We start from the raw sequence: 24,886 nt of genomic DNA, 5'->3' as shown, positions 1-24,886 counted from the left end.
ATCTCTCGACGAGGAAGATGAGCAGAAGTCATTAATTGAGCCACAATTTCTTCTCTAGCTGTACTAATGACGAGATTTTTACCAATAGAGATAAGCAATGAACTTTGTGCAAAATGAAACCATCGCTCCTCTAAAAGAAATTCCCCAAATTGCAGCAGCAGAACCAAATTTTCCTCTAGTTGTCCAGCCTAGTCCCCCTGGAACAAAAAACGCCATTCGTACTAGCTTGAGAGCCTCTACTTTAGATGGTGTTTTTGCTACTATTTTCTCCAACGTGGCTGGGGGTGTATTGCTGAGCAATTTCTTAGTGGAATTAGATGCAACTCCTATACAGATTGGTATGCTTTCCTCTATTCCCATGGTGGTGAACTTAATTCAGCCCTTGGGAGCTTATATATCTGACCGCACTAAGAGTCGCCATCGTTATTGTCTGTGGATTTACGGCATTTCCCGAATACTTTGGCTGATTCTGGTGTTGGGGATTGGCATAACTAGCTGGGGCAATACTGAACCACGCCAACTAGTACAGTGGACACTAAGCGTAGTCTTGGTAAGCCATATCTTAGGAGCACTGGGAAGTGCGCCGTGGTTCAGTTGGTTAGCAACCTTAGTTCCTCGGCGATTACGGGGGCGGTATTTTGGTATTCGCAACAGTGCTGCTAGCCTAACCAATCTAGCCTGCCTACCTTTAATGGGTTTGATCGTCTCCACCTGGCCCGGTGGCAGTCTCCAGGGTTATGGTGCAGTACTCAGTTTGGGTATTGTGGCGGGTTTAATCAGCCTGATGTTTCAGTATTTCATGGTAGATGTTAACCCGCAGATCCAAAAATCCCTTGCCTGTAATCCCACTCAATCAGCTAATAATGATGATCTTGATCCAGAAACTACGAAGTATTTACCAAAAACCCAGCTTAATTCCCAAAGTAGCATCCTGAAGAACTCTAATTTCTTAATGTTTTTACTCTACTTTAGTCTGTGGATGTTTGCTGTTAACCTGAGTGCTCCTTTTTTCAATCTCTACATGTTAGACACTCTGGCTTTAGATGTCAGATGGGTAACGCTTTATAGCAGTCTGAATGCCGGAACTCATCTGCTGATGATGATGCTGTGGGGCAAAGTGGCAGACCGCATTGGTAACCGTGCAATTCTAATTTCAGTAGGTATTCTAGTAGCTCTCACGCCTTTGTTGTGGTTAGGAACTGATACTAATTCAATTTCAATCTGGCTCTGGTTGCCCTTGTTACATCTTCTGAGCGGTGGTATTTGGGCTGCGATTGATTTGTGCAACAATAATATGCAGATAGCAATAGCACCTCTAGAAAATCAGTCCCTCTACTTTGCGCTCACGGCTGCCATTGCTGGTGTTAGTGGTGCTTTAGGCACAACGGCGGGAGGCTTTCTTGCTCAATTGGCTGACTATGGAGGCTTACCAGGATTGTTTGCCCTATCTAGTGTGGTGCGACTAGCAGCCTTGCTTCCTTTAATCTTGGTGCGAGAACAGCGAGGAAAATCCCTGAGAGAAATGATGCGAGCTTTTTTACTGGTAAAAGTTCGACTTAAAATGAACGAAATCTTTTAAAAGATAGACAATTTTTGACTTAACGAATCCTGACAAATCCAGATTGGTTGATCAATTCTTGACCCTGATTTGTTAGTAACAAATTGGCATAAGTCAAGCCCGCCTGCTCATCTTCCTGACCATTTTCTTTGACTATTACCAATAAGCGGCGAGTAATTGGATATTCTCCGCTTTGAAAAGCCTCAAAGTTGAGCTGATTGCGTTGATTAGGACATTGGGAAAGAGGTACAAAAGGCTCTTGATAGGGAGGAAATAACTCCTCAGCTTGACGTCCAACAGGAAGAGTCTTTACCGTACATTGGGGTACTACCTCTGGTGCTGAAGCGTAGTAGATACTACCCACATTGTCGGCTACTTTTCTTAAAGCTTCGGTAGTCGTAGAAATAAACTTAACATTACGACCAAAATCCTCACCTCCAAGAATATTTTCGACAAAGAATTCAATCGTTCCACCCTCTTCTTGACGCCGTGAGTAGGGAGTAATTTGCAGGTTAGAACCACCGAACTGATTCCAGTTGGTCAGCTTACCAGTGTAGATATCTTTGAGTTGAGTAATTGTTAAACCGGGAACTTTCAAATCTGGGTGTACTGCGATCGCAATTCCGTCTATTGCCACAGGTATTTCTTTAAGGGTAAAACCTCGTTGTACCGCCTGCTGATATTCTTCATCTTTGAGGGGACGAGAGGACTGAGAAAAAGCGAGTTGGTTGTTTAATAACATCTTGATACCAGTTCCCGAACCAGGTGCCCCACTAGTTGGGTCGGTGTAACGTAACCGGAAGTTGGGCCAGACGATTTGAATTGCTGGGTCTACCTCTTTGCGGATTGGTGCCCAAGTCGTGCTGCCACCATAGCTAAACAGCCCTGCTGGTACATTCTGTACTTTGACAAAGTTTTCAACGGCTTTAGTATTCTGAGATGAACTTGCTTGATTGCTCGATATTTGCTCTGAATTAAGATTGAAACCTCGGGAAAACCACCAGATACCTCCACCGACTAACCCCAATGTGATCAAGAGGGTTAAAACAAGAACGGTGGTTTCTTTATTATTGGACATGGATAGCTCTTGGAGTTTGAAGAAAAAACCTAGGTCTGAGGAAAGCAAATACTCTCTATGAGGTTTTGGCAAATTCCTAACCTGCAACCTGCAACTTTCAAACCGATTTTCCAGACAACTCTATTCAATCATTTCCTCAGCGGATTCTGACAAATCCAGCCTGACTAATCAATTCCTGACCTTGATTAGACAATAGCAAGTTAGCATAGGCAGTACCAGCTTGCTCCTCAACTTGTCCGTTCTGCTTGACAACGACAAAAAGATTGCGAGTAAGGGGATATTCACCTTTTTGGAAAGCGTTGATATTAAGCTGATTTCGTTGATTAGGACATTGGGAAGCTGCAACCAAGGGTTCTTGGTAAGGAGCAACTAACTGATTGGCAGTGCGACCTAAAGGTAAAGGTTTAACTGTACATTGAGGAACAACTTCCGGTGCAGAAGCAAAGTAGATACCTCCGGTATTGTTACCTAGTTCCCGTAAAGCTTCTGTGGTAGTAGGGACGAACTGAACGTTTGCACCAAATCCTTGACCCCCCAAAACGTCTTCCCTAAAAAGCTCAACTGTGCCACCAGAATTTACTGGACGGGAGTAAGGGATAATAGGAAGGTTTGGCCCTCCTAGCTGTTGCCAGTTAGTAACCTCACCTGTGTATATTGCTCTAAGTTGTTCAAGAGTTAAACCCGCAATATTCAGACTAGGGTTAACCGCAACGGCTAAACCATCGATGGCGACGGGGATTTGTTGGAGGGTGAAACCACGTGGCTGTGCCCTGCTGTACTCTTGATCCAAGATGGGTCGTGAAGACTGAGCAAAAGCTAATTTTCCCTCAATTAACATTTCGATGCCTTTAGTGGAACTAGGCGCACTACTAGCAGGATCCACGTAGCGCAGCTGAATTTCTGGTCGCGCTGCTTGGATGGCTGAATCTACAGAGAGTCGGATAGGAGCCCAAGAAGTGCTACCGCCGTAGTTAAACAATCCTGAGGGAACGTTTGGTACTTGGGCTAAGGTTTGACTGGTTTCGGTTGCTTGGCTGCTAGAATTTTGTGTTTGAGCTGTTTGTGGTTGCGGTTGTGCGTTCTGATTGGTCTTGGGAGATAACAAGCCAGATCCACGAGTAAACCACCAAAAACCGGCACCCAACAAAGCTGCCGTAATTAAGAGAGCTAAGACTAAGGTTAATGTTTCGTTTTTTTGCGACATGTAAGTTTAGAAGCTATTAATTGAGAGTATTGCTCCGCCTCCTGCCTTCTGTCTTAACGCACTGGCACAAATTCATAGCCGAAACTGGTGCGAGATCCAGCCTGAATGGTGACCAATTGCACTGATTGGTTGCGATCGCCTGAAGGGAAAAACCGAATCTGATCCGTAGCACCACTGCTGGAAAAGTCAGGCGAGGCTAGCGCTTGTTGAACACCAGTGCGGCTAGGACTGCGTTCAATACCAGCGATGAATGCTTTGGCGGCATCGTAGGCAAGTGCTGTGCGCCAGTTAACCTCTCCTCCCCAAAGTTGATTAGCGGCTTGAGGAAAAGCAGCTTGGGGGTTACCCAGAATATGCCAAGGGATGGCTAAGACCATGCCCACACTATCATTGCGACCTATTTGCAAGGTTTTAGCATTGTAAGCACTGTCTCCCGCCAACAGTTGCAAACGTTGATCATTTACCTGCACTACTTGCAAAGCTTGATCAAGGGTGGCTGGATTGGGAACTAGCATCAATACCTCAGCACCCTGCTTGATGGCTTGGTCTACATTATTAGCAACATTAAAACTGGGACTATTAAAGTCAAACTGAGCAATCACCTGTCCGCCATCTCCTAATAAGGCAGTGGTGAATTCGTCTTTAAGAGATTGACTGTATTTACTATCCGAGTTGAAAAATACCGCCGCCTTCTGTTTTTTTAACTTACTCAGCATATAACGAGATAGTGCACTGGCGGCAAAGCGATCGCTCGGTACTGTGCGAAAAATATAGCTACCAGCCTTAGACAGTTCTACAGCAGTACTAGTAGGAGAAATGAGTACCAACTGCCCTTGCTGATAAATGTCCTGTGCTGCGGCAGTTACATCACTACTGAAATGACCAACTACTCCTAAGACATCGGTATTATCTACTAACTCCTGTGCTATTTGTCTAGCTACGTCGGGATTATTATCATCGTTAGCAATTAGTACTTTTAACGGAATGCCGTTAATGCCACGGCCTTGATTAACTTCATTTTGAGCTTGAGCGACACCCCGCAGAATTTCTTGAGCAGGATTTTCTTGGGAACCCAGGGGAACAGACACCGCAATTTTAAAAGAAGTTTGGTTGCCAATGCGAGTATTATTTAAATAGATTAGGGCTTCAGGGTCGTTGCGATCGCGTTTGAGAGAAGCCTCAAGATCAGAAATAGCAACCTCGTAATTACCCTTGTTAATCGCCTCGGCGGCGGCTTTTTTTTCTGGTGTTACTACTGAGGAAACTAAAAGTCTCTCTCCTGCGCTGATACGTTCCTTAACTGGTTGATTGGATGCAGCTGAGCTTTTCCCAGAACTTGCCAGTGGATTACTCTGCGGCAAATTTGTGCTGCTACGGTTTGTAAACCACCACAAGCCAGCTCCTACTAAAATAAAGGTGATTACTAACGAAAATAGAAGAACTTTAGTTTCGTTTTTCTGGGACATAAATTTTTATTTATGGCAAGCCGCAAGCGGGCATTTAAAGTAGCCGCGATAGTAGATGATAAACCAGACGAAACAGAGCTGTTACTGCGATCGCTCCTGCTCCCGCCAAAATTGCTATTACCGCTACATCTACCGAGGGTAATTCCCGTAGCGCAGGGATAAATAAAACGACAGCTAGTGTGATACCAGCAATAATCAATAAATCGATTTTTTCAATTAGGCGGCGCAATTGAGCAAAAATTAGCCCTCCCATAATCATTCCCCATAGTCCTATACTAATTCCCGGTGAGGGTAGAAGACTGGCAGCGGCAATAAACAATAATGCTCCTTCAAAGCCGGTAAATGCAGCTCCACTTAAGACCTCTAGCAGTGAAAAGCTGCTTTGCCTAGGTACGGGTGGAGGGCTAGGGTTTTGAGGTTGCAGAGGGGACGGCATTGCCTGCTGTGGTGTCGCAGGAGTTGCTGTCGGGTTGGGTGTGGTTGTCATACTGGGGATTTGGCTACGCCTAAGCCTACGTCGTGTCCGGGGAGTGGCTGTAGGGGTAGGTGTTGTCGCAGCAGGAGGATTATGACTCTGAGGAGATGGTGGGATTTGCGTGGGTGGTGATGCTGGCTGTGGTTTAGGTGGTGGTGCTTTGCCTGTAGTGAGAACCTCAATAACTGCCTGCGCTGACTGAAAGCGTTGATTAGGGCTTGACAGGAGCATACGATTTAAGATGCCCTCTAGTGTGTCGTTTACCTGAGTATAGTTTCTCCAAGTCCATTGGTTAGTGTAGGAGTCATATAACTCTTCTGGCTCTTTGCCCGTTAGTAGCGTGATTACGGTTACTGCTAAAGCGTACAAGTCTGTTGAGGGATACACTTGAGAACCCGCCATTTGTTCTGGCGGCGCAAATCCCATAGAGTAAATTCCGGTTGATCTTCCCTGGGGGGAACCTGTTACCGCAACATTTTTTACCTGCTTAACAGCACCAAAGTCCAAGAGGTATAGACGCCCATCCCGTTCGCGCATGATGTTAGAGGGCTTGATATCTCTATGGATCGAACCGTTTTCATGAACAAACTTGAGTATTTTCAGGATTTCCAGCAGCACCTCTAATGCTTGCTTCTCCGAGAATTTTCCTTGACTTTTGACTTCCTCTTCTAGGTTTTGTCCATCGATAAATTCTTGAGTCAGATAGAAGAACTTGTCTTTCTTACCGGGTTGTAGACTAGGAATGCTTAAGGGGAAGAAAGCAAATAACTGGGGTATTTGAGGATGATGACTGCCGAGTGCCTCTAAAACCGCTGCTTCCCGCTCAAATAAATCTTGAGCAATTTTTAGCTGTTTGGGGTTTAAGTTTCCAGAAGGCTGAAACTGTTTAACTACACACTGACGCATGGTTGGAGTGTAGCGATCGCGAGCTAGAAACGCTGTTCCAAATCCGCCTTGTCCCAGCAGCTTTGAGGGAATATAGCGCTCGGCTAAAATCAAGGGCATACCGCAGCTTGTACAATATTTCTGCTTTGCTACTTTAAGCGTAGCTTCATCATCAATATCGGCAAAGAAGTTTCGGGGATTGGGGCAACCGGGACGGGTGCAGTAGATTTCCATTATCTAGAGAGCGTCGGGACTAAGAATTAGGCATATTAAGTGCCTCAAAGAGCACTGTTCAAATTAGGCGCAGGTTTTTCTTTCTCTTCTCACTTTAGCCTCGAAGCTCTGTACTCAACGCTCTAATTCTTAGCCTCTCTGTAAACGGTGATTGAGTTACCTTCTGATTTAGGAAGAAGCTGTTTTGAGGGTTTCAGCAGCAATTACCGATGAACCTAAAATGGTGTTGTCTAATTTTTGAGTAGCAAAATCCGGTAATATCTCGCGGCTGAAGGCTTCTGCTGCTTTGGAACGATAGCGATGGGGATTGATAATCACCGAAAGCATCCGTTTTACTACTACTTGGTTGATTGGTGCCCGGTGAAGAACTCCCATTTGTAACTCTTTTTCAATGGCTGAAATTGAGACGAAAGAAGCGCCTAGTCCCGACTGCACTGCGTTTTTAATCGCTTCAATCGAGTTGAGTTCCATTTCAATTTTCAGGCGTCTAGTATCAATGCCGCAACGAGATAGCACTTGATCTATTACTTTACGAATTGTCGATTGAGAGTCTAAAGCAATGAATTGCAACTTATACAAATCTTCTTTTTGCACCATATCGACTTTTGCCAGAGGATGAAAGACTGGTAAAATCAGTGCTAGCTCATCCTCTGCATAAGGAACAATTTCTAGAGTCTCTTGCAAATCAGCGGGAACTTCGCCACCGATAATTGCCAAATCCACCTGTCCATTGGCAACACTCCAAGAGGTGCGACGAGTCGAGTGAACTTGCAATTGTACAGCGACATCAGGATATCGCTGGCGGAACAAGCCAATCATCCGAGGTAGAAGGTAGGTGCCGGTGGTTTGAGAAGCGCCGACAATTAGGGTGCCACCCTGAAGATTTTGTAAATCCTCAATGGCGCGGCAGGTTTCTTGGCAAAGGGTGAGGATTTTTTCTCCGTAGTTTAAGAGTAAGTATCCCGCTTCTGTAAGTTGAGCACGGCGTCCTCCTCTGTCAAACAAGGGTACATCTAATTGTCGTTCTAAGTTTTGAACCTGTAAGCTAACGGCAGGTTGCGAAACGTACAAGCTATCAGCGGCTCGCTTAAAACTACCTTCGGAAGCAATTGCTTTGAGAATACGGAGTTGATCTAGAGTAAAAGGCAGATCCGACATATGATCTAAAGTAAAAGGTAGGTCAGACATAAGACTAAACTTCGGGAAAAGGAGTGAACTCAAAAAGGGTGGACTATAGCAACTAACTAGCCTGTAAAAACCTGTGACTAAAGCAATAGCTGAAAAATTTAGCTAGGTTTCTACTAACCGTGAAAGTCTTCTTAACTATAAATAAGACTCCCATTTTGTCTAGTTACTGTAACTACTAGTTTTATCAGAAGCTAGTACTTTTCTAGGCTACCTTCCAAAAACTAGCAAAGATAGCCTTGGATTAGCTTTTCCAGCTTGCTCCATTCTCTCGCTTATTCCTGTCTAAGGTTGAGAGCGATGTTTGTATCATAGGGATGTTAATCAGATAGCTAAGAATTTTCGTCCGAATGCTTGGTTGTCAACGCCCAGTTATTCTCGCTTACAGTTTGCCACTATTTTTTTCGATACCCCTTGTTATATTGGCGGTGGTCTGCTCAGACTCTCAAATTTTGCTACATCATATAGTCTAATCTTTAAGGACTAATAGTCTAGTTCTTAAGAGAGTCTTAGAACAGTTAATTTTTTCTGACCTCCTTTATAACTAGTGTCTGATATCTCTTAGTATCGCTCAGTCAATTGGTCTCACCTAGATACGGAAAAGTTTTCTGGTTTTTAACAACTGAGACGCTAACTGTTGTATATGCACTCTATTGCGACTCCTGTTTTTTGGGGTAAATAGCTTTTCAGTTAGAATTATTTTGGTGACGCTCCAAAGTGAGAGGTCTCTGGCGTTACTCATTCTTAGATTAGGTTATTAAGGAACTCCAACTGCAAAAAGTTTCTGCTAGTTGCAACTTTTCCTGATAAGAGGATTGATAATTAATCTTTTCCGTCAGTCAGGCAACCTCAAGTATCTGTTACCCTGTTGCTACGATGAATACTAGACTAGGCTTTGAGGCTAGCACTTTTCTCTGCTTTTCGGTCTGGAGATTAAAAAGAGTTAACCTCTAGATGAGAGCAAATTGCGATTTCCTTTACATTCTGTGACAAATAAGGGATGGTTTGTATTGTAGCTTACTAAACTAAGCAACAGACAACTCAAAAGCATCAGGCTAGAGAAATGTAAAGTTCTCCGTCTTTTTTGAAAGCTAACTCCTTGGCTTACTTAGTTAGAGTTTGAAACGTGGTTGATGGGTCAATAAAGGTTTAATTTCTATGAGATTATTTAGTTGGTTGACTCCCAGCCACTTAGTAATGGTAGGGCTGCTTTTAGGGTTTGCGATCGCTCACAGTGGTTTAGCTGCACTACGACCTTGGGGTGAACAGCGGTTGGGTGCAAGGTTATACCGTGTGATCTTCGCCCTTGTCAGTTTGCCACTGGCTGTAGTGCTAGTAATTTACTTCCTCAATCATCGGTATGATGGTCTGCTGTTGTGGCAGGTTGAGGGTATCCCCGGAATTCACTCACTTGTCTGGGTGCTCTCGGCAATTTCTTTTCTTTTTCTGTATCCAGCTACTTTCAACTTGCTGGAAATCGCCGCTATCCAAAAGCCTGAAGTTCACTTGTTCGAGACTGGCATCATGCGTATTACTCGACATCCCCAAATGGTAGGACAAGTAATTTGGTGCATTGCCCATACTCTGTGGATTGGTACTACATTCACTCTGCTAACCTCAATAGGACTAGTGACACACCATCTTTTTGCAGTTTGGCATGGTGATAGGCGTATGTTAGCCCGGTACGGCGGAGCATTTGAAGCAGCGCGCACTCGCACGTCTGTAATTCCCTTCTTAGCAATTGTCCAAGGTCGTCAAACCCTTAAGTGGGTTGAGTTTATCCGTCCTGCTTACCTGGGTGTCACGGGTTTTATTCTCTTGCTTTGGTGGGTGCATCCCTGGTTAATCGGAGCTACGGGCAAACTCAACTGGTAGATTTAAATACATTTTCCTGATTTCCCTTGTCGAGAGTATCGCAATTAGATGTAGCATGATCCCAAACAATTTAAAAAGCGTGTATGTTGCCCACGATCATGCCCTTGTCCGTGAACGAGTCCAACTTTAAACAGGAAGTTTTAGAATCTGCTAAACCAGTGCTGGTCGATTTTTCTGCCCCTTGGTGCGGTTTGTGTAGGATGATCCACCCGATAGTTCAGGATTTTCAGGCAGAACGGATTGATCAAGTCAAGTTAGTTAGAATTAACGCCGACGAGAATCTCAAACTTGCCAATACCTACCGACTCAAGTCATTACCAACGTTACTCTTGTTTGAGGATGGTAAGTTAGTTCAGCGACTTGAGGGCTTTCGTGGAAGAGATGACTTGCGTATTGCCCTGGAAAAACTGATGGATAATTTGCTATCTAATTCTGCTTACCGATTGAGCCAAAGTGCAGTTTCTACAACTAATCCCTTACAGAAAGCTGTTCGCTAGAGCTCTAGGACTACGCCTTGATCAAAAATTCTAGGGCAATAGGGCTTTAGAGATATCGATTCCCACCTTTATCAGGTGGGTTTTTTTTGTCTATACAGTACAGTAGACCTCCTGTATAAATACTTTATAACTTTAATAGCCCTCCCCCTGAGTAAGAGTAGGGAGCAGGATTTTTCTTAACTTCCACCCTTAGCACATGGTTGAAGGGCTTGAGGGGGGATAGAGGGGGGCATATGTTGATTGGTGTAGGAGGTTTAGTCTCTAGGATGAAGATGAGTCTGTATTACTCTGCTTGTGGTAGTTAGTTTCAGTCAAATATTTAATTTACTGGTGGAATTTTTGAGATTTGGCCTGTATCCAACATATGACCATAGATAGAAATGGACATTTTTAGGGTCTGTAAGTATTTATACTAGTGTTTTTAGTGGCATAAATTAACTTTTTCTTTGGTTGAGGAATATGTCACAGTCGCTGGCGTTTTGCCAAAATAGTAACGAAATCTGAAGTAGGCATTAGCAATGGAACCGCTTTATCAATATGCCTGGCTGATTCCAGTCCTGCCCTTGGCAGCAGCGATGCTGGTAGGTCTAGGGCTAATCTCATTCAGCAAAGCAACTAACCAACTACGGCAGTTGAATGCCGTCTTTATTGTCTCCGTATTAGGGGGAGCAATGGTTCTCTCCTTTGCTTTGCTCTGGAGCCAAATTCATGGACACGAACCTTTTACTCGAACTTTTGAGTGGGCTAGCGCTGGTGATTTTCATCTGAGAATGGGCTACACCATCGATCACTTAACGGCTTTGATGCTGGTGGTGGTAACTACAGTAGCCTTTTTGGTGATGATCTACACCGATGGCTACATGGCTCACGATAAGGGTTATGTGCGCTTTTATGCATATTTGAGCCTGTTTAGTTCATCAATGTTAGGTCTAGTACTTAGTCCCAACTTGGTGCAGGTTTATATTTTCTGGGAACTGGTGGGTATGTGTTCTTACCTGCTAATTGGTTTCTGGTACGATCGTCAAGCAGCAGCAGATGCTTGTCAGAAAGCCTTTGTCGCCAACCGTGTAGGTGACTTTGGTTTACTTCTGGGTATGTTGGGGCTGTACTGGGCAACTGGTAGCTTCGAGTTCGATGTCATGGGTGCTCACCTGCAATCCTTCGTCGAATCAGGCTACCTGAGTGCCGGCCTAGCTGCACTGTTCGCTGTATTGGTGTTTTTAGGCCCAGTGGCGAAATCAGCACAGTTTCCCCTGCATGTCTGGCTTCCTGATGCGATGGAAGGCCCCACACCAATCTCTGCCTTGATTCACGCAGCAACAATGGTAGCTGCTGGGGTATTTCTGATTGCCCGAATGTACCCAGTCTTCGACGGTATCCCGGTAGTAATGAATGTTATTGCCTGGACGGGAGCTTTTACCGCCTTTTTGGGTGCCTCAATCGCAATTACTCAAAATGACATTAAGAAAGGTCTAGCCTATTCCACTATCTCTCAGCTGGGCTACATGGTGATGGCAATGGGCATCGGAGCCTATAGTGCTGGTTTATTCCACTTGATGACCCACGCCTATTTCAAAGCCATGCTGTTCCTGTGCTCTGGTTCAGTGATTCATGGTATGGAAGGAGTTGTCGGTCATGACCCAGTTTTAGCGCAGGACATGCGGCTGATGGGAGGACTGCGTAAGTACATGCCAATTACCTCCCTAACTTTCCTGATTGGTACTCTGGCAATTTGTGGCATTCCGCCTTTTGCTGGTTTTTGGTCAAAAGACGAAATTTTGGCTAACGCTTTTGAAGCGAATTTTCTCCTCTGGAGTATTGGCTGGCTAACCGCCGGACTGACGGCTTTTTACATGTTCCGGATGTACTTCTCAACTTTTGAGGGAGAATTCCGGGGCAATATGACAAACATCAGGCATCAACTCAAAGCCTTGGCTGGTGAGCCAGTAGCAGCTTTTGGGCCTGGTGCGATGAATGTTAAAGAACTAGAAGCTCAAGCTGCCCATGATCACGAACACGGTGGTCACAGCGAGTTTCCTCATGAGTCACCCCTAACGATGACTTTACCTTTACTGTTGCTGGCGGTGCCATCAGCATTAATTGGTTTGGTCGGGATGCCCTTTGACAACTACTTTGAGGAGTTTATCCATCCCGCTGGAGAAGCTTTAGCAGCCGTCGCAGGAGAAGCCGAGGCTTTTGACTGGACAGAGTTTTTGATTATGGGCGGCAGTTCTGTAGGAATTGGTCTGATTGGCATTACCGTTGCTTCCTTGATGTACTTGCAGCACAAGATTGACCCAGCTGCGATCGCCAAAAAAATCCAGCCTTTGTATGAGCTATCTCTCAACAAGTGGTACTTTGACAACATTTATGACCGCTTGTTTGTTCAGGGAAGCCGTCGCTTGGCAAGGCAAGTTATGGAAGTGGACTACCGAATCGTCGATGGTGCGGTCAACTTAACTGGTTTCTTCACCCTTTTAAGTGGTGAAGGACTGAAATATCTGGAGAACGGTCGCGCCCAATTCTATGCCTTGATTATCTTTGGGGCGGTACTGGGTCTGGTGATTGTCTCTGGTATCTCTTAAAAAGTTATTGGTTGTTAGTCGTTTGATCCTCGTCAGCGACTAACAACTAATAACTCAACGACTAATTACCAACTACCAACTACCGATGACTGATTTTCCCTGGCTAACTACGATTATTCTCTTCCCGATCGCGGCTTCGCTGTTTATCCCTTTTCTGCCAGAAAAAAATGGCCTTTGGGAGCGCTGGTACGCCTTAATCATCGGGCTGATTGATTTTGCTCTGATTGTTTATGCCTTTGTTACTCAGTACGACTTTGCCAATCCTGGACTGCAACTGGTAGAGAAATACTCTTGGGTGCCCCAGTTAGACCTCAATTGGTCAGTAGGAGTCGATGGTATCGCCATGCCCTTGGTGATTCTCACAGGCTTCATGACCACCTTAGCAACTCTGGCAGCTTGGCCAGTGACTTTCAAGCCTAAGCTGTTTTACTTCCTGATCTTGGCAATGTACGGCGGTCAAATTGCCGTGTTTGCCGTCCAGGATATGTTGCTTTTCTTCTTAGTTTGGGAACTGGAGTTGGTTCCAGTTTACCTACTGCTGTCGATTTGGGGGGGCAAAAAACGCCTGTATGCAGCAACGAAGTTCATTTTATATACAGCGGGGGGTTCGCTGTTTATTTTATTGGCTGCCTTGTCGATGGCTTTCTATGGAGATACCATCACCTTTGACATGCAGTCCCTTGCTCTCAAGGACTACGCACTCAACTTTGAACTTTTGATGTATGCGGGCTTTTTAATTGCCTACGGGGTCAAACTGCCCATTTTCCCGCTGCATACCTGGTTGCCCGATGCCCACGGTGAAGCGACGGCACCTGTACACATGTTACTCGCCGGAATTCTCCTGAAAATGGGTGGTTATGCCCTGATTAGGATGAATGCTGGTATGCTGCCCGATGCCCATGCTTACTTTGCACCAGTATTAGTGATTCTGGGCGTAGTTAATATTGTTTATGCGGCTCTAACTGCTTTTGCCCAGCGTAGCCTGAAGCGGAAAATCGCCTACTCTTCCATTTCCCATATGGGATTTGTGCTGATTGGTATTGGTTCGTTTACTGACCTTGGCATGAGTGGCGCATTACTGCAAATGGTTTCCCACGGTTTGATTGGGGCCAGCCTCTTTTTCTTAGTGGGAGCAACTTATGACCGGACACACACCCTGATGCTCGATGAAATGGGTGGTGTTGGTCAAAAGATGAAGAAGATTTTTGCCATGTGGACTACCTGTTCGATGGCGTCTTTGGCTTTGCCTGGGATGAGTGGATTTGTGGCCGAGGTTATGGTGTTTATTGGTTTTGCTACCAGTGATGCCTACAACTCCACTTTTAAGGTGGTTGTTGTCTTTCTGGCCGCAGTTGGGGTGATTCTCACTCCGATTTATCTGCTATCTAATCTCCGAGAGATTTTCTACGGCAAGGAAAACCAGGAATTAGTTTCTCACCAAGTCTTGCAGGATGCTGAGCCACGAGAGGTGTTTATTGTTGCCTGTCTGTTGATTCCGATTATCGGCATCGGCTTGTATCCCAAGATTCTGACTCAGATGTACGACGCCACAGCACAGCAGTTAACAGCACGCTTGCGTGAGTCTGTACCCACTCTGGTTGAGTCAGGACAGATAGCACGAAAGGATATCTCTACTACTTTTCGAGCACCAATGATTGCTGAACGTTAGCGTTCTAGGCGAAAAGCTGATTATTTTTGTCATATTAAATATGGGATTAGTATTATGCTAGTCCTATTTTTTTTATTGTCTGTTAGCAATTTATAGAGATATTTGGCTCAATTTAGTCTCAAAAGAGGCTTTTTAGCCAAATCTTTCGTTTGTTGTTCTTATTAAATCCTCCGCTAAGGCTACAGCCCCCCACAAAGGTGCATCATCTCCTAAAGCAGCAGGGATAATCTCGAAGTCTACTTCTGGCATAGCAGTTTCACGGGCTACTCGGCGCAGTTTTTGCCAAAAGATTTCTCCTGATTTAGTGACTCCACCGCCAAGGATAAAAAGCTGGGGGTTGATCAAATTCGCAGCATTGCCAATACCTACTCCCAACGCCCAAGCCGCTTTTTCTAGAACTTGACGGGCGAGTTCGTCTCCCTGTGATGCGGCTTGACTGACTAGTTGGGTGCTAATTGTCTCTAAGTTACCATCAGCCAGGTTACGTAGAATTTTTCCTTGTTCGGCTTTCCTTTGTAATTCTTCCCTTGCCCACTGAGCAATAAAAGAACCAGAAGCAAAGCGTTCTACACAACCTGGCTTGCCAAACCAGACTGGGCCGTTAGGGTCAATCACCGTATGACCAATTTCACCTGCCATACCGCTAGCACCCCGCCAGGGCTTTCCATTGAAAATCCAACCGCCGCCAACGCCAGTACTGACAGTGATGTACATTAAGCTGTCATAACCTTGACCAGCACCCAAGCGGTGTTCACCAAGAGCAGCTACATTGGCATCATTATCTACTCTGACAGGAGTAGTAAATTCTTCTTCTAGCAGTTGTTGTAAAGGCATGTTTTCCCAGCCGGGAACGTGGTGAGAGAGAAGCACTGTGCCGTTAGTGAAATCCACTGGCCCACCAAAGCTGACGCCAATGGCAGAGGGTTTTTCTCCTGCTAGCAGTTTCTTTGCCAGAGAAGTCATTATTTTGAGATCGCTGTTAGCATTCGCGTTGAGAGGAGAAAAAGCACGTTGGTGAGCGTGCCATTGGCGGTTTACTTCTTTCCCCGGATTATCGGCTAAAGAAGTAATGGCTGCAGTATGTTTAGTACCGCCGAAGTCAAGAGCAAGGATCAATGGGGGCATGAACTCTCAGGTTTTTGGTGTGTCTGAGTCAGCAAAGTGGGACAACAACATTTTCGGCTAAAACCAGGGAGATAAATTGCTCAATTTCTCTAGGGATTGTCTATTCCAGATTAGAGAGCAAAATAATTCTTTACAATTTTCAAAATTCTCTCAGCAGCGTGACCATCACCAAAGGGATTAATTGCCGTTGCCATAGATTCGTAAGCACCAGAGTCACTTAGTAACTCTGTGGTGGCTGCAAAAATCTGATCGGGATTCGTCCCTACCAGCCTCGCTGTCCCAGCTTTGACGGCTTCTGGTCGTTCCGTGGTTTCTCGTAATACTAGTACTGGTTTCCCTAGACTAGGTGCTTCCTCCTGCAATCCGCCGGAATCTGTTAACAGTAGATAACAACGTGCAATCGCTCCTACCAGTTTCGCGTAGTCCAAAGGTTCTGTGAGGAATACCCTGGGGTGGCTACCCAATAGTGCTTGTAATGGTTCTCTCACCGTAGGATTGCGATGTAGCGGTAGTAGCAGAGCAGTATCAGGAAACTTATCTAAGATTTGTAAAAATCCTTGAGCAATCTGCTGTAGAGGTTCACCCCAGTTCTCTCGGCGATGAACTGTTGCTAAAAGAGTGCGGTATTTTTGCCAATCTAAGCCATCAACAGAACACTCTGGTTGACGCTGGGCTACTGTCAATAGGGCATCAATGACTGTATTGCCAGTCTGATGAATTTCCCCGACAATTCCCGATTTTTGCAAATGTTCCACAGCTAAAGGAGTTGGTGCAAAATTTAACTGCGCTACCTGGGAAATCAGACGGCGGTTGGCTTCTTCAGGATAAGGATTGAATAAGTTATCTGTACGTAATCCGGCTTCGACGTGACCTACAGGAATTTTTTGGTAGAATGCCGCCAAGGTAGCAGCCAATGCTGTACTGGTATCTCCTTGAACAATCACTAGTTTGGGAGCAATCTCCTCAAACAGCTTTTCTAGACCACGCAAACTACGACAGGTAATATCAGTCAGCGTTTGCTTAGCTTGCATAATTTCTAAATCCTGATCCGCACTCAGTTCAAACAGTTGCATTACTTGCTCGACCATTTCTCGATGCTGACCAGTCAAAATTACCTGAGTTTGAAAGGCATCACATTGTCGGAACTGTTGAATAACTGGTGCTAGTTTAATCGCCTCAGGACGAGTTCCTAAGGTAATGCAAATCGGAAGCGCAGATGGGGTCATCAAGATTTATTCAGTGGCAACTAACTACAGAAGTACTAAAATTACGTGCTGTTGGACTAATCGTCTCTAACAATCCTATCCCCCTAACCGTCGCAATACAGCTAAAATAACCTTCTTGGTGAGAAACAAATTTTGCTAAATTGTCTTCTCTAAGGATATTGGGTTTTGCACTCTAAATATTCGAGTTAAGTAGTCAAATACTTGAGCAGTTTCCTAAATCATTTGAACACGAAAAAGCCCGGTCAAAACCGGGCAGTATGACTATACTATTAGAAACTTGTTAAATTGAGCAAAGATCGAGCTAAACGAACACGTGAAAGACTCAAACTGGTTTTATTCACCAACTTCGCAAGTGAGTGGGCAAGCAGCATAAACAGGAGTGTGCAGAATGTCAGGTTCACCATGCAGCCAATGCAACCAGCTAACTTCTTCAGGATTGATTCCCTTGAGACTTAGCACTGCCGCACCCACGACCACTGCCAAAATATTTACTCCAATTAAACTACCTGCTACTAGTAAAACAGCGCTTACTGGTAAAACGGCTTGTAGAGTAATTGCCAAAAGACCACCAATAGTGACCATTAAGACTATCAAAGGAAAACCTACAACCAGCAAGCAAACCGTCAAAGTAAAAGCCCAAATCAAAAAGCTCTTGACCATTGCTAGTGAATAGGTTTTTGTTAAGCTCTCATGTGTCGTCAATTCCATCATTGTTTCTCCTGAGGTCATTTAAAAACGTAATCTGCAACAAAATCCTTTTAGCTTAATCCGGGAGGACTGAGCGTTATGAAGTAAGTATAGAGAAATTCTTTATCTAAAATGAGTAAAATGAGCTTTTCTTCAAGAAAATTTACATTGAGATTACAAATAAATTAACGTTGAATACCAGATAGTGACGAAAGTATACTGTTACTAAAGGCACAGTTTAATCACAAAACATTGTAAATAATTCTTACTGCACATCTTCTACGCTGATAAACTTTAACTTGTTTCTCAACTACAATTCATTTCCTGTCGCATTCATTAATTTAACAGAAAATTAAGTAATGAAATATTGAATCTAGTTTTTTGAGTTTTTCCATAAGACTAGAAAGGAATCTAAAGTTTTTAGATTTACTACGATTCTTGAGTTTTAGCTGAAAATATTTGCTCGAATTAGACCCTTACTGCTAGAAATCCCAGAGCAATAATACAGACGAAATATTACTCATACTTGCTTGAAGAAATATTACGTTATTTGCCAAGCGATTCAGAGGTAAACGGTCTTGACGAATTTATCTACGAACCAACAATAAACTTTCTCTGCTAAATCTTATTTTTTCCCCCGTCCGATTTGCTCCTTTGAAAAATAAAAAACTAAATGTTTGAAGATTAGAAGATTGGATGACTTTTGAAGTCACTTTAAAGCAACAAGAGTGTGGGCAAGCAACCTCAAGCAAAGATTTCTCACTTCTAAATTGCAGCTTCCGAAGATCTGACAATAGCCAGTAGATTTAGTTATTTTTGAGGGTGAATGTTATTCGCCCTGAGGAGTTGGGAATACTCAGAAGAGTAGTTTGTTAACTCATCTCTTATAGCTAAGTCAAAATCTCACCATGACAGAATCACAACGCCCACCTTTACCGCCACCTCCTCCACCTCACATTCCACCAACATCACCACCGAAGAATGGTAACTCTAAGGAAGCCTCTACTGGAGTTACTCAGCCAATGCCTTCCCAGATGCAGCCAATGCCTTCAAAAGCAAGTAACCCCGGTGTAACGGCAGCACAAAGACAAAGAACTAACTCAGTACCACCAGTTACTGAGGCAACAGCAAGTTACTCTTCGCCAGCAAAATCAAGCATTGAGCTACAGACACCTCTACATGGTGCCGGTTCTCCGCCTGGACAACCCACCTTAAATCAGATTATCCGCAACGCTCATGCCAAAGGTTTTTCTGATATTCATCTAGGTGTTGGTGAAGTTCCTCGTGTACGTAATCGTGGTGAGATGGAACTTACTAATTATCCGGAAACAGACAAGCTAACCTTTATGAGTTGGCTCCAGGAAGTGCTTACCGACCAAGAAATTCGGCGCTTTCAAGAGAAGCTAGAATTTGATGGGGCAACTCAGTATGACTTTGCCCGTGTGCGGATTAATATTTTTGTGACCCTCAAGGGACCAGCGCTGGTGATGCGCTTAATCCCACTCAAAATTTTGACCCTTGAAGAGTTACGATTGCCGCCAGTGTTGAAGGATATTTCTGAGGCTCCCAAAGGGCTAGTTTTAGTTACAGGTCCCACGGGTTCTGGTAAATCTACAAGCTTAGCCGCGATGGTAGATTTTATTAACAAAAACCATGCCAAGCACATTGTCACTATTGAAGACCCGATTGAATTTGTTCACCAAAGCCGCAAATCTTTGATCAAGCAGCGAGAAGTGGGTATACATACCCTGAAGTTTGATAATGCCCTGAAAGCTGCTTTGCGGGAAGACCCTGATGTGATCTTAATTGGGGAAATGCGGACGAAAGAAACGGTCAACACCGCCTTGAAGGCTGCTCAAACTGGTCACTTAGTTATGGGAACTTTGCACACCAACAGCGCCGTCAAGTCGATTGAGCGGATTCTTGGTCTTTACAGCGCCGAGGAACAGCCGGCGATGCGAGTAGCGATCGCGGAATCTTTAGTGGCTATAATTTCTCAGGGCCTATGCCGCACCACTGATGGCAAAAGGGCTGCTTTCCACGATATTTTGGTCAATACCGAAACGATGAAGGATTACATTAGGGATTGTAAGAATGATGAAATGACCCAGCTTATGCTCACCGGTGAATATGACGGCATGGTTACCATGAATCAATCTCTCTTTAAGCTGTATCAAGAAGGGCGCATCACGGAAGAGACGGCTCTAGAATGTTCACCGACTCAAAACGAGATAGCTCAGATGCTACGAGGTCGCGTGTGACATCCTCCCGTCGCTAATTCAAAGAATATAGCGCGTACGGTCATGCTTCGCCAACCTCCAATCACTTGGAAGATTTCCTGGTTACTCCCTTACCGGGATTTAGATATTTACCTAGTCTGAAAGAAGTACATTTCAGCCTCCGGTAGACCGTCTGCACAGGCAGTTTCCCTTCCCCCTTGCCCAGGAGTACTAGTTGAGTTTTGATTTCGTTTTTTTCGCTACTCAACTCACCGTGCAGCAATTCCAGCTAGCGGAAGTGAGCTTATGTATCGACCCTGCCTAGTTTACTACTCAGGTGTTGGGGGATACCTCGACTCCCCCAAACCCCCTCAAGTAGATCAAGTTATTAGGGTTGAAATCTCAGCAGTGATCAGCAAAAGTAAGTAAAGGTGGGAATTTGACAATTCTGTATCAAGGCTTTAGTTTTAACCCTTAAGTTTCTAGTAATCACCATTGAACTTAGACAATCCTCTCTTCCCCCGGCTATTTAAAGGCATTGCTATGTTTACACCGGGGGGAGATTTAATTTATAGCGTTGATCCAACTAAGCAGAGTCGCTGGCATCTGCATCTATGTGTAGCCATGCAGGAAATTTTGGCATTGCCGGAACCTCCTCATTTTCTAGTGCCGGGATACACTGCTACTATTGACCGATGGCTAGACTCTCAGACTCATCAGGTTCGGACATCAGCCGAAATTTCTCGACCAGTGCAGCGTCATCAAGAACTACTCAATGCCATCTTTGGTACGAAGAACTTAACTTGGCAAGTTGCTCCCTGGCAAGAAGAATCATGCGATCCGAGTGTTACTGAAACTTATCGTGATCGGTTTCCTCAGCTATGGGAAGACCACGACTTGATTGTGCGTTTTGAGCGCACTGAGGAATTTTTTAGTCCTTCTGTAGGACAAGGTTCCTGGTCGGCAAATCATCCTAGAGTTAGCCATTCTCGCATCTACGAAGATGTTGCCAAGACAATGATACCGAACCTGGCTGATCAAGAACCCTCTAGAACGAGGACCCAAGGCTCTGAACAGTTCACTAAATTTACGAGCAAGGATGCTAGATTTTCCGAAATCTCTGCTCAGGAGCGATTGGGCAACGATCCTCAAGTAATTGAACCCCTATCAGAGTTGCTGCGGGCTCAGGGCTACGTTTTACGCCTGTTCGTTTCTGGGAACAGTGTTACCACCGAAAACACTCTCAAGACTTTACACCAGTTGCTAGAAAAATCTCTTGTCTATCCTTACACCTTAAAAGTAATTGACGTTTTCAAGCATCCGGAACAAGCTGAAGCGAATCAGATTTCAGCTACACCAACACTTCTGAGAGTCTGGCCGAGTCCTGTCCGCCGCATTGTTGGCGGCTTGGACGATGTAGAGAAAGTATTGCGAGTGCTTGAGGCTCCATCATCCAGGGGTTAATCAACTTGAGGAAGCAGCGGTAGGAACACATTTATCTGGTGCGCATAATCCAGAAATTTCTAAGGTTTTTACCTCAAAGTTTCTCTGGTCAACCTTGCGGATGGCATGGTTATTGGTATCGGCAATATATAGGTAAGGTGTGATAGCACTAAGACCGGATGGTTCACAAAAGCGAGCCTGGCTGCTCTGACCGTCTCTATGACCTGCTCTACCATCTCCTAACATTGTCTGACAACGACCTGTATACGTATCAACGCGCTTGATTTTGTGATTGTAGGTATCAGCAACCCAGAGATAATCGGGGCTGTATTCAACACCTAGGCAGTGCTGGAGTAAGACCTCAGAGCCTTCGCCATCTTGATCACCAAAACCAAACAGTTCACCGCTACCGCAAACAGTGCGCACTGAGGGACTGTCAAATAAACCGACACCCCGAATTGAGCTTACTTCACTATCAGCAACGTACAACTCTTGACCATCGGTGGTAATACCACTGGGTTGAGCAAAGGCAACTTCATTGAGTACACCATCAAGGCAAGCTTCCCCTCCATGACCAGCGTAGGTACTAATCCTGCCGGTATCTAGCTGCATTTCCCAGATTTGATGAGAACCAGCCATCGCAATCAAGAGACGATTTCCGACTTTTTCTAAATCCCACGGTGAATTAAGCGCCGTTTCCAAACCGAAACCACTATGGGGCCTAATGTTGCGGCTTTGTTCCCCAGTCCCGGCAATAGTTAAAACCTGCTCATTTTCCAGGTCAATTCGCCGCAAGCAGTGGTTCTCCATATCAGCAACGTAAAGAATCTGATTCTGGCTATCAATAGCCATGCCTTGAGGTGCAAAAAATTGTGCCTCCGAGAAAGAGCCATCAGTTAATCCTACCTGACCCGTACCAATAACTTTCAGCAGCTCACCAGTGAGCGAACTAACTACAAGGCGGTGATGACCAGAGTCAGCAATGAATAAGCGATCGCTAACTTTATCTGCGAGTACTTTACCTGGAAAAGCCAGAGGCGTTGCTATGGATTGCCGTTGTTTTTCTAGAGTAAAACTTAGTGGTTGAAAGTTTATTGTTCCTTTCTCTTGGTGTTGGCTGATTATGTCTTGAATCAGCTGCTCCAAAATATCCCGATTCCCTTCACCGGAGACATCGCCAATGACGTATCCTTCCGGGTCAATCACTATTAAGGTAGGCCAAGCTTTAACGGCATATTGCTGCCAAACCTGAAAGTTACTGTCAACTAGGACGGGATGCTTAATACCATAGCGAAGAACGGCTTGACGAATATTTTTTGCTTCTTTTTCGTTGTCAAATTTCGCAGAATGAATGCCAATAACAGTAAGGCTGTCCTGATACTTATTTTCTAAATACTTCAGTTCCGGTAGGACGTGTAAACAATTAATGCAACAGTAGCTCCAAAAGTCCAGAACTACTACTCGTCCTTTCAAATCTTTAAGCGATAAAGGGTGATCTGTATTTAGCCAAATGCTGTCTTGGGGTAGTTCTGGTGCTCGAACACGAGGCCTAATCAAATTTTGTTTCTCCAACAGGGCGACTGCTTGATGCTTCTTAAGCTTAACGAAACTCAAGAGTCGCCTCTTTACTTGCAAAAAATAGCCGTGGTTCCTCAATTAGCTACTGTTTTTTCTTCAGCGGCTGTTGTTATCTCATCTAGCTTTGTGAGTGGCTCGGGAATCACGCCTTCTAGCTCTGGTGCTGGTTCGGTTTTCTTTGGAGTAATTACCGGTGCTACTGTTGGAGTTTCTGGTTCTGGTGTGACGGTTTTCTCCGGTGCAGTAGTTGGCTCAGGAGTTACCGCTTCTGGCTCTGGTGCTGGTTCAGTTTTCTCTGGAGTAATTACCGGTGCTACTGTTGGAGCTTCTAGTTCCTCTGGTACTTCAGGTGAGGGACTAGGAGCAGCATTTGGTCGTCGGAAAATTTTTAAGAAGCGACTAAAAATACCACCAGATTTTGGTTGCTCTGTCGGTTTGCTTTGAGGGGGTGCCAATTCAGCTTCTGGAATTGGTGCTTCTTCTGGCTGTACTGGCTCAGAAGTTGGTGTTTCTTCCACCGCTGGAGCAATAGGTGATATGGCTGTTGGCTCTGTTGTTGGAGATGGTGTTGGCGTTAGCTTTGTTTGGTAGTTTGGTTCGACAAGGCGACGAGCTACCTCTAAGTCGAGTTCGCCGTCTACTAACTGAGAAAGAGTGTCTTTGCCATTAGGTTCGTAGCTAATCAGCCGTACTGTGTTGTTGAAAACATTTTTGAGGGGGTTGCCTTGTTCGTCAAGAAATTCTAATTGCACCCAATTTTTACCGGGTTTGAATCCTTTGAGATAAACAGACTGCCAGTGGTCAAGAATAAAACTTTGACCGTTGACTGTGACACGAATTCGCCAATCAGCAACATCATCTTCAGAACTTTCGGCAGCAATTAGATGGAGTGGTGCACTCGTTAGGTAAAAGTCGAGCAGAATGGGCTCTGCTCCGTAGCTACCTGTAGGGCTGTTATACGTCAGCAGTGGCAGAGCTGGATCTGGGTTGTTATCGTCAGTCTTAGTAAATATGTGAAATGTTGTCTGGGCATAGGCACCCTCGTTTTTGAAACTTTCTAGCCAGGGACGGGCGGCAAAAATCCGCAGGGTATGAGTTCCTGGTTCTAAGTCAGATAAAACTAAGGATTCGTTCAAATCATAAATCTTTGTATAAGATTGGTTGTCTAGCACTACCTCAAGATGGGGACCAGTTCCTAAATCTGAGTCTTGAAAAATGGGTAAATCTTGAACCTGTAACTGCACGGATACCGTAGTGTCTTGGAAAACTTGGTCAGCCTGAGGACTAATGATAGTGACTTGAGGCTGGTAAGCTTCTAAGCTCTGGTTCAGCTTTTGAATCAGTTGAGGTGGTGCTACTTCTGAAAGTTGTGCTGAAAGCTTGACTCTAGAATTGAGTTTGGTTTCTGATACTGCTGATGTCTCAACTCGCTCTCTTTCGGCAAAGGGCATAGTACGACATCCAGCTAAACCCCAAGTCAAAATCACTGCCATCAGGAATGAAATTATTGCTCTCACAGTTATCCACCGGCGATTTTTGCCTAACACGCCATCTCCTTTTGCCACAACAATCAATCCTACTTATCTGAAGCTTTCCATAAATTATTGCCTGTAGGAACCCCCATTGGGTCAAAACCTTAGTGGAGACAATCGGGGAAACTACTGTTAATTTCGGTTTCTCTTCACCAAAATAATCGTGACTATCTTTCGAGTGAATAAGTACTACTCAATGGCTTTCATAATAAAATTGTGATATAATATTAAGGGAGATTACTTTTTATAAATCATCACCAGTAAAAGCAAATCTATCTATGAACCAGGTAGAGCTTTTACATAAATAACTAAAGTGCAGACCTAGCACTATACTTCTACACCCAAAGTTGCTAACTGTTTGTTGG

At 44.6% G+C, this 24,886-nt stretch carries 17 protein-coding genes; 7 read left to right on the top strand and 10 right to left on the bottom strand.

The window, feature by feature from the left end; translation table 11 throughout:
* Nucleotides 1–97 precede the first annotated feature (97 nt).
* A complete protein-coding gene (locus tag ACT7WV_RS21415) occupies nucleotides 98–1,579 on the top strand; it encodes an MFS transporter (RefSeq protein WP_445104825.1) in 1,482 nt (493 codons plus the stop codon).
* Nucleotides 1,580–1,598: 19 nt separating this feature from the next.
* Here ACT7WV_RS21415 and ACT7WV_RS21410 read toward each other — a convergent pair whose 3' ends face one another.
* The 5 genes from ACT7WV_RS21410 to ACT7WV_RS21390 all read right to left on the bottom strand — a co-directional run bounded on the left by ACT7WV_RS21410 (nucleotide 1,599) and on the right by ACT7WV_RS21390 (nucleotide 8,058).
* The gene (locus tag ACT7WV_RS21410) at nucleotides 1,599–2,636 is read right to left on the bottom strand and encodes a PstS family phosphate ABC transporter substrate-binding protein (RefSeq protein WP_445104824.1); all 1,038 of its coding nucleotides are present in this window, start codon (nucleotides 2,634–2,636) and stop codon (nucleotides 1,599–1,601) included.
* A gap of 136 nt (nucleotides 2,637–2,772) precedes the next feature.
* Nucleotides 2,773–3,840 (bottom strand): PstS family phosphate ABC transporter substrate-binding protein, encoded by a 1,068-nt coding sequence (locus ACT7WV_RS21405; protein ID WP_445104823.1) that lies wholly within the window; start codon nucleotides 3,838–3,840, stop codon nucleotides 2,773–2,775.
* A gap of 53 nt (nucleotides 3,841–3,893) precedes the next feature.
* Nucleotides 3,894–5,306 carry an ABC transporter substrate-binding protein gene (locus tag ACT7WV_RS21400; protein ID WP_445104822.1) on the bottom strand — a complete coding sequence of 471 codons (1,413 nt, stop codon included), beginning with the start codon at nucleotides 5,304–5,306 and terminating at the stop codon, nucleotides 3,894–3,896.
* Nucleotides 5,307–5,340: 34 nt separating this feature from the next.
* Entirely contained in the window at nucleotides 5,341–6,900 is a 1,560-nt protein-coding gene (locus ACT7WV_RS21395) for a protein kinase domain-containing protein (RefSeq protein WP_445104821.1), read from the bottom strand.
* A 168-nt stretch (nucleotides 6,901–7,068) separates the two neighbouring features.
* A complete protein-coding gene (locus ACT7WV_RS21390) occupies nucleotides 7,069–8,058 on the bottom strand; it encodes a LysR family transcriptional regulator (protein ID WP_445105708.1) in 990 nt (329 codons plus the stop codon).
* A gap of 1,185 nt (nucleotides 8,059–9,243) precedes the next feature.
* Between ACT7WV_RS21390 and ACT7WV_RS21385 the strand changes: the two genes are divergently transcribed.
* The 4 genes from ACT7WV_RS21385 (at nucleotide 9,244) to ACT7WV_RS21370 (ending at nucleotide 14,711) form a co-directional block, all read left to right on the top strand.
* Nucleotides 9,244–9,960 carry an NnrU family protein gene (locus ACT7WV_RS21385; protein ID WP_445104820.1) on the top strand — a complete coding sequence of 239 codons (717 nt, stop codon included), beginning with the start codon at nucleotides 9,244–9,246 and terminating at the stop codon, nucleotides 9,958–9,960.
* A gap of 98 nt (nucleotides 9,961–10,058) precedes the next feature.
* Nucleotides 10,059–10,457 carry a thioredoxin gene (trxA, locus tag ACT7WV_RS21380; RefSeq protein ID WP_463424288.1) on the top strand — a complete coding sequence of 133 codons (399 nt, stop codon included), beginning with the start codon at nucleotides 10,059–10,061 and terminating at the stop codon, nucleotides 10,455–10,457.
* Between the two features lie 518 nt (nucleotides 10,458–10,975).
* Nucleotides 10,976–13,042 (top strand): NAD(P)H-quinone oxidoreductase subunit 5, encoded by a 2,067-nt coding sequence (locus ACT7WV_RS21375; RefSeq protein WP_445104818.1) that lies wholly within the window; start codon nucleotides 10,976–10,978, stop codon nucleotides 13,040–13,042.
* 85 nt (nucleotides 13,043–13,127) lie between these two features.
* Complete coding sequence (locus ACT7WV_RS21370) at nucleotides 13,128–14,711, top strand: NAD(P)H-quinone oxidoreductase subunit 4 (RefSeq protein ID WP_445104817.1); 1,584 nt, start codon at nucleotides 13,128–13,130, stop codon at nucleotides 14,709–14,711.
* Between the two features lie 132 nt (nucleotides 14,712–14,843).
* Here ACT7WV_RS21370 and ACT7WV_RS21365 read toward each other — a convergent pair whose 3' ends face one another.
* The 3 genes from ACT7WV_RS21365 to ACT7WV_RS21355 form a co-directional block, all read right to left on the bottom strand.
* Nucleotides 14,844–15,836 (bottom strand): ROK family protein, encoded by a 993-nt coding sequence (locus tag ACT7WV_RS21365; RefSeq protein ID WP_445104816.1) that lies wholly within the window; start codon nucleotides 15,834–15,836, stop codon nucleotides 14,844–14,846.
* A 110-nt stretch (nucleotides 15,837–15,946) separates the two neighbouring features.
* Nucleotides 15,947–17,062: a non-hydrolyzing UDP-N-acetylglucosamine 2-epimerase gene (gene wecB / locus ACT7WV_RS21360; protein ID WP_445104815.1), complete on the bottom strand. Its 1,116-nt coding sequence runs from the start codon at nucleotides 17,060–17,062 to the stop codon at nucleotides 15,947–15,949.
* Between the two features lie 333 nt (nucleotides 17,063–17,395).
* Nucleotides 17,396–17,770 carry a hypothetical protein gene (locus tag ACT7WV_RS21355; protein ID WP_463424287.1) on the bottom strand — a complete coding sequence of 125 codons (375 nt, stop codon included), beginning with the start codon at nucleotides 17,768–17,770 and terminating at the stop codon, nucleotides 17,396–17,398.
* Nucleotides 17,771–18,657: 887 nt separating this feature from the next.
* Here ACT7WV_RS21355 and ACT7WV_RS21350 point away from each other — a divergent pair.
* On the top strand, nucleotides 18,658–20,010 hold the full coding sequence (locus ACT7WV_RS21350) for a type IV pilus twitching motility protein PilT (RefSeq protein ID WP_445104813.1): 1,353 nt from the start codon (nucleotides 18,658–18,660) through the stop codon (nucleotides 20,008–20,010).
* 453 nt (nucleotides 20,011–20,463) lie between these two features.
* Nucleotides 20,464–21,432 carry a circadian clock KaiB family protein gene (locus ACT7WV_RS21345; protein ID WP_463424192.1) on the top strand — a complete coding sequence of 323 codons (969 nt, stop codon included), beginning with the start codon at nucleotides 20,464–20,466 and terminating at the stop codon, nucleotides 21,430–21,432.
* On the opposite strand, the gene ACT7WV_RS21340 is transcribed toward ACT7WV_RS21345, so the two are convergent.
* Nucleotides 21,433–22,965 (bottom strand): thioredoxin-like domain-containing protein, encoded by a 1,533-nt coding sequence (locus ACT7WV_RS21340; RefSeq protein WP_463424286.1) that lies wholly within the window; start codon nucleotides 22,963–22,965, stop codon nucleotides 21,433–21,435.
* A gap of 98 nt (nucleotides 22,966–23,063) precedes the next feature.
* Complete coding sequence (locus tag ACT7WV_RS21335; protein WP_445104811.1) at nucleotides 23,064–24,554, bottom strand: hypothetical protein; 1,491 nt, start codon at nucleotides 24,552–24,554, stop codon at nucleotides 23,064–23,066.
* Nucleotides 24,555–24,886: the final 332 nt, after the last annotated feature.

The organism is Symploca atlantica LB2515 (assembly GCF_052546295.1).
Note: the sequence above shows the minus strand (reverse complement) of the source record. Positions and strands in the feature narration are given on the sequence as shown.

Coding starts and splice junctions, on each gene's coding strand:
- ACT7WV_RS21415 (WP_445104825.1), top strand. CDS start 98: ATGAACTTTGTGCAAAATGAAACCATCGCTCCTCTAAAAGAAATTCCC.
- ACT7WV_RS21410 (WP_445104824.1), bottom strand. CDS start 2,636: ATGTCCAATAATAAAGAAACCACCGTTCTTGTTTTAACCCTCTTGATC.
- ACT7WV_RS21405 (WP_445104823.1), bottom strand. CDS start 3,840: ATGTCGCAAAAAAACGAAACATTAACCTTAGTCTTAGCTCTCTTAATT.
- ACT7WV_RS21400 (WP_445104822.1), bottom strand. CDS start 5,306: ATGTCCCAGAAAAACGAAACTAAAGTTCTTCTATTTTCGTTAGTAATC.
- ACT7WV_RS21395 (WP_445104821.1), bottom strand. CDS start 6,900: ATGGAAATCTACTGCACCCGTCCCGGTTGCCCCAATCCCCGAAACTTC.
- ACT7WV_RS21390 (WP_445105708.1), bottom strand. CDS start 8,058: ATGTCGGATCTGCCTTTTACTCTAGATCAACTCCGTATTCTCAAAGCA.
- ACT7WV_RS21385 (WP_445104820.1), top strand. CDS start 9,244: ATGAGATTATTTAGTTGGTTGACTCCCAGCCACTTAGTAATGGTAGGG.
- trxA (WP_463424288.1), top strand. CDS start 10,059: ATGCCCTTGTCCGTGAACGAGTCCAACTTTAAACAGGAAGTTTTAGAA.
- ACT7WV_RS21375 (WP_445104818.1), top strand. CDS start 10,976: ATGGAACCGCTTTATCAATATGCCTGGCTGATTCCAGTCCTGCCCTTG.
- ACT7WV_RS21370 (WP_445104817.1), top strand. CDS start 13,128: ATGACTGATTTTCCCTGGCTAACTACGATTATTCTCTTCCCGATCGCG.
- ACT7WV_RS21365 (WP_445104816.1), bottom strand. CDS start 15,836: ATGCCCCCATTGATCCTTGCTCTTGACTTCGGCGGTACTAAACATACT.
- wecB (WP_445104815.1), bottom strand. CDS start 17,062: ATGACCCCATCTGCGCTTCCGATTTGCATTACCTTAGGAACTCGTCCT.
- ACT7WV_RS21355 (WP_463424287.1), bottom strand. CDS start 17,770: ATGGAATTGACGACACATGAGAGCTTAACAAAAACCTATTCACTAGCA.
- ACT7WV_RS21350 (WP_445104813.1), top strand. CDS start 18,658: ATGACAGAATCACAACGCCCACCTTTACCGCCACCTCCTCCACCTCAC.